Source organism: Saccharopolyspora sp. (assembly GCF_017434145.1).
Taxonomy (GTDB): domain Bacteria; phylum Actinomycetota; class Actinomycetes; order Mycobacteriales; family Pseudonocardiaceae; genus Saccharopolyspora_C; species Saccharopolyspora_C galaxeae.
Map to the genome: position 1 here is coordinate 1 of NZ_JAFRFW010000914.1, position 5,065 is coordinate 5,065.

5 protein-coding genes are annotated in these 5,065 nt (G+C 71.5%); 3 read left to right on the plus strand and 2 right to left on the minus strand.

Going from position 1 to position 5,065, the window contains the following annotated elements; all coding sequences use genetic code 11:
• Positions 1–907 (minus strand): SMC family ATPase (locus tag IJH84_RS24740; RefSeq protein WP_295149655.1); only part of this gene is annotated, 907 nt, incomplete at its 3' end.
• Positions 904–2,085, minus strand: a complete 1,182-nt coding sequence (locus IJH84_RS24745; protein WP_295149657.1) for an exonuclease SbcCD subunit D C-terminal domain-containing protein — start codon at positions 2,083–2,085, stop codon at positions 904–906. The genes IJH84_RS24745 and IJH84_RS24740, both read right to left, overlap by 4 nt.
• Before the next feature lie 226 nt (positions 2,086–2,311).
• Between IJH84_RS24745 and IJH84_RS24750 the strand changes: the two genes are divergently transcribed.
• The 3 genes from IJH84_RS24750 to IJH84_RS24760 all read left to right on the plus strand — a co-directional run bounded on the left by IJH84_RS24750 (position 2,312) and on the right by IJH84_RS24760 (position 5,003).
• A complete protein-coding gene (locus IJH84_RS24750) occupies positions 2,312–3,250 on the plus strand; it encodes a DNA recombination protein RmuC (protein ID WP_200073251.1) in 939 nt (312 codons plus the stop codon).
• A gap of 143 nt (positions 3,251–3,393) precedes the next feature.
• A complete protein-coding gene (locus IJH84_RS24755) occupies positions 3,394–3,972 on the plus strand; it encodes a TetR/AcrR family transcriptional regulator (protein WP_295149660.1) in 579 nt (192 codons plus the stop codon).
• Positions 3,972–5,003, plus strand: a complete 1,032-nt coding sequence (locus IJH84_RS24760; RefSeq protein WP_295149662.1) for an SDR family oxidoreductase — start codon at positions 3,972–3,974, stop codon at positions 5,001–5,003. Before IJH84_RS24755 ends, IJH84_RS24760 begins: the two co-directional genes overlap by 1 nt.
• Positions 5,004–5,065: the final 62 nt, after the last annotated feature.

Genomic DNA, 5,065 nt, shown 5'->3' on the forward strand with positions numbered 1-5,065 from the left:
ACTGATCGTGCTCAGCGCGCTGCTGCTCCAGCGCGTCCAGTTCCGCGCGCGCGTTGCGCACTCGGCGCACTTTGTCGGCCAGTTCCCGACGCGCGGTCAGCGTCTGCTCGGCGGAGTCGCGCTGCCGAGCCAGCTCGGTGCGGTTGCGGCGGGCCTCGTCGAGTTCGGCGGTCAGCTGCTTCTCCCAGCCCTCCAACCAGATCCGCTGGTCGTCGCCGTCCTCCGGGTCCTGTCCTACGACCTGGGCGACCCGCGCCAGCACCTCCCGCGCCTGCTGGTTGTGCGCCTCCAGCGCACGGCCCCGTTCGCGCCTGCGTTGCACGAACCACTGCTCCACCGCGGCGAAGCGCTCGGTGCCGAACAGCTTCTCCAGCAGCTGTTCCCGCTCGGCGTTCTCGGCGCGCAGGAAGTTCGCGAACTCGCCCTGCGGCAGCATCACCACCTTCGTGAACTGGTGCACGGTCATCCCGAGCAGGCGCTGCACGGTCTGGTTGACGTCCGGGATGCGGGTGAGCCCTTCGGCCGGCTGCCCGCCGGGAACGTCGCCGAGCCAGGTCAGCGAAGCTTTGGCCTGCCGGGTGGTGTAGCCCTCGCCGCGTTGTTTGCGCTGCTCGTACTGGGGGCTGCGCTGGATCCGCAGCCGGTGGCCCTGCACGGTCAGCTCCAGCTCGATCGAGGTCGCCAGGTTGTCCGGGGCGGTGTCGCAGCGCAGCCGCTTGGCTTCGTCGCGCACGCCGGGCACCGAGCCGTAGAGCGCGAACGCGACCGCGTCCAGCAGGCTCGTCTTGCCCGCGCCGGTGTCGCCGTGCAGCAGGAACAGCCCGTCCGCGCCGAGGGCGTCGAAGTCGACCCGTTCGGTGCCGCGGTACGGGCCGAACGCGGAGACCTCCAGCCGGTGCAGCCTCATTCCCGCACCTCCGCGACATCCACCGCGCGCAGCGCTTCGGCCAGCAGCGAGCGTTCGCCCGTGGAGGGTTCGGCTCCGCGGCAGTCGGCGACGAAGCCGTCCGCCAGTGCCACGTCGTCCCGTCCGCGCACCGCCTCGGAGTAGTGCAGTTCGGCGGTCGCGCGCCCGCCCGCGGGTTTCCATTCCAGGTGAACCGCGTGCGGGAAGCGTTCCTGCAGCCTGCGCATCGCGTCCACCGGCCGGACCTCGTCGGTCAGCGTCACGGACAGGAAGCGATCCGCCAGCTCGGCGTGTTCCGGGTCGGTGAGCAGCTGTTCCAACGTGCCTTCGACGGTGCCCAGCTCGCGCGGCACCGGCAGCTCCCTGCGCTCCACATTGGACAGGCCAGGTGCGTCCAGGTCCACCAGCCACACCGATTTCCGTTGCCGCGCCTCGGAGAACGAGTAGGCCAGCGGGCTGCCGGAATACCGCAGGTGCTCGGCCAGTCGCTGCGGCCCGTGCAGATGGCCCAGCGCGACGTAGTCGACGCCGTCGAAGACCGAGCCCGGCACCTGTTCGACACCCCCGACGGCGATGGTGCGTTCGGAGTCGCTGGCGTCGCCGCCGGTGACGAAGCCGTGCGCGAGCACCACCGAACGCGTTCCGCCCGCTCTGGTGGCCAGGTCGGCGCGGATGCGGTTCATCGCCTCGGTGAGCACGGCGGTGTGTCCGCGCGCGGCGACCTCGGAGGCGCCCGCGACTCCGGCCGTGGCGTTCAGGGCCTGCTTGGCCGGATCCGGTTCCAGGTAAGGGATTCCGTAGCAGGCGACCGGACCGTGCTCGTCGTCGATCAGCACCGGCTGGTGCAGTTCGGAGATGCGGGTGCGCAGGTGCAGCCCCCCGGCCGCCGCGAACTCGGCGAACGCCCCGACGCGGGCGGCGGAGTCGTGGTTGCCCGGGGTGACCACCAGCTGCGCGCCCGCCGCCCGCAACCGGCCGAGGACCCGCACGCAGGTCTCCACGGCTTCACCGGAGGGCACCGCGCGGTCGTAGAGGTCGCCGGCCACGACCACGACGTCGACGTGCTCGTCCGCGACCAGGTCGGCCAGCCCGGACAGCACCGTTTCCTGCTCGGCGAGCAGGTCGCGGCCGTGGAACGTGCGTCCCACGTGCCAGTCGGAGGTGTGCAGCAGCCGCATGGAGGTCAAGTTAGCGGCGTCCACCGACAGCCGCGTCGACCCCCCAGGGCGCTTCGGCGTGTCGGCCGCAGCGGCGCCCGACACTCCCCGGCGTGTCGGATTCCGTTGCGCCGCAGGTGAAACCGGGTGCGACCGGCCGATCACGGAATGCCGCGGACGATCTCGCCCGGATCGTCGGTGCGGTGCGGAATGATCGGTGGCACCTGCAAGCCGAGAGGAGTTCGAGATGGGCACCGGCGTGCTGATCGCCGTCGTCATCGTGCTGATGCTGCTGTGCGCGGCGGCTCTGCTGCTGATCTGGCGGCTCTACACCGATTCCGCGCGCCGCGCGGACGAGGCGATGCGCATGGTGGAGGCGGAACGCGCCCGCGCGGTCGAGCAGCAGGCGGCGCTACGGCGCTACGAGGTGGCGTTCGCGTCCATCTCCGGCCGCGGCGAGCTGGGCGAGCAGGTCCTGGTCGAGACGGCGAAGTCGCTGGGACTGCGGGAAGGGATCCACTTCAGCGTGCAGACCGACCTCGCCGGCGGCGGTTCCGCGCGGCCGGACATGGTGCTCACCGTCGGCGGCGGGCGGCAGGTCCCGGTGGACGCGAAGGCCAGCCTCGCGGTGTGGGCCGAGGCGATGGACACCGACGATCCGCAGGAGCGCAGCGATGCGCTGCGGGTGCACGTGCGCAACATCCGGTCCCGCGCCACCGAGTTGTCCGGGAAGGGCTACCAGCGCTGGGCGGACGCGATCTACGGCACGATCATGTTCGTGCCGTCGGACGCGGCGGTGGTCACCGCGCTGGACAACGATCCGAGCCTGCTGTCGTGGCTGCTGGACAAGCGGGTCTTCCTGTGCGGGCCGACCGGTTTCGCCGTGCTGGCCTCGGCGGCGCTGTTCGCGGCGACCGAACGCACCATCGCCGAGGACATCGATCAGGTCCGCGCGCAGGCGGTCCGCGCGCAGCGCGCGGCCTCCGGCGCGGTCGAGGCGGTGAACCTCTCCAGCACCCACCTGCAGCGGTTCGTCTCCGCCCGCCGCCGCGAACTCGACGCGCTCGAGTCGTTCCGCGGCGCCGTGCAGCCGCTCGCGGAGAACGCGGGCAACGGCAGCAGCGAGCTCAACACGATCCGCAGGGAGGAGGACGGCCTGGTACCCACCGAACAAACCGACAACTGAACACGGCGAGCCTGGTCCGACACCGAGCTGGACGACCGCTTCACCGGCGCGGCACGATGCCGCGTCCCCGCGGAGCCCGTCGCGATTGGGTCCGTCGCGATCACCATTGGCAATTACTAGACCAGTCTCTATTAGTTTTGCCCATGGCGACGCGCGGCGAGACTCGAGCCCGGGTGCTGGTGACGGCACGCGAACTGTTCGGCAGGCAGGGCTTCCACGCGACCGGGGTCAACCAGGTCCTGGCCGAGGCGGGAGCTCCGAAGGGATCGCTCTACTTCCACTTCCCCGGCGGCAAGAACCAGTTGGCGGCCGAGGCGGTCGGGCAGGGCGCGGACGAACTGTGCCGGGTCATCGACGAGATCCTGGCGCGCACGCCGGATCCGGCGCAGGCCGTGCGGGAGTTCGCAGCTCTGCTCGCGGCGCGATTGGCCGATTCGGACTTCCTCGACGGCTGTCCGATCGCAACCGTCGCGCTCGATGCCGACGCGGACAGCGAGTCGGTTCGCACGGCGTGCGGGGCGGGCTACGACCGGTGGCTCGCGTCGATCCGCGATCATCTCGTGCAATCCGGCGAGGACACCGCGGCGGCCGAGGAGCTGGCGGTGCTCGTACTGTCCTCTGTGGAGGGTGCACTGCTGCTGGCGCGGACTCGCCGGGACGTGGCGCCGCTACGGCAGGTCGCGGACCGCATCGCAGCTCTGCTCGCGGCGGAGGGTCGGTGATGAAGCGAATCGACGCCTTCGTCACCGGCGGCACCGGGTTCATCGGCCGCTGGCTGTTGCCCGAGCTGACCGGCGGCGGCCGACGGGTGGCGGTGTTGCTGCGCGACAACCCGGACGGGCGCCACAGGTTGGCGGAACTGTGGGAATGGGTGGAAGCGCGGGGCGGCCGGAGCGACCTGCTGCACGGGCTGGCCGGAGATCTGACCCGTGATGATCTCGGGATGGACCCCGCTGACCTCGCGCTCGCCCGCACTGCGAGCCAGGTTTTCCACCTGGGCGCAGCGATGTCTTTCGGGCTGCCTGCCGAGCAGGCTCGGCAGGTCAACGTGCGCGGCTCCGAACGCGTCGCCGAACTGGCCGCCTCCGGCTCGAGCCTCGATCGGCTGGTGCTGGTCAGCGGGTTTCAGCACCGGCGCTCGAGCAAGCTCGCCACCAGCCGGTACCACGACTCCAAACTCACGGCCGATGCGCGCGTCCGCGACATCGCCGAAGCGACGGGCGTCCCGTTGACCAGGGTGCATCCGGCTTCGGTGACCGGGGATTCGCGCACCGGGCAGACCTCCCAGTTCTGGGGCTGGCCGGACCTCGTCCAGGCGCTGCACCGCGGACGGCTCCCGATCGTGCCGGGCGTGCGTGATCACCGGTTGCCGCTGGTCGCGGTGGACCACCTCGCGAAGTTCCTGGCCGGTGCGCCGGAACTCGCGGAGACGGCCGGCGGGCAGTACTGGCTGCTGCACGACACCCCGCCGCTGGCCGATCTGCTGCGGATCGTCGCGGACGAGCTGGGTGTCGCCACGCCGCGGCTGCGCGTGCCGATCCCGCTGGCCGCGATGAGCCTGCAGGCCGGTCTCGACCGCTGGACCGGGATCAGCGCCGAAGCGCTGACCTTCCTCACCGCGCAGGACTTGCCGGTCGCCGAAGCTCGCCGCGTCGAGTCGACGCTCGGATTGACCCAGCCGGACGTGGCGGAGCTGGCACGGGTCACGGCACGCTTCCTCGCCGATCACGGCTTCCGGCCGGCCGCGAGCTGAACGATCAGCGGGGAGGCCGCTCGCGCGAACGTGGCCTCGGCGTGCACCCGGGGCGCGGTTCC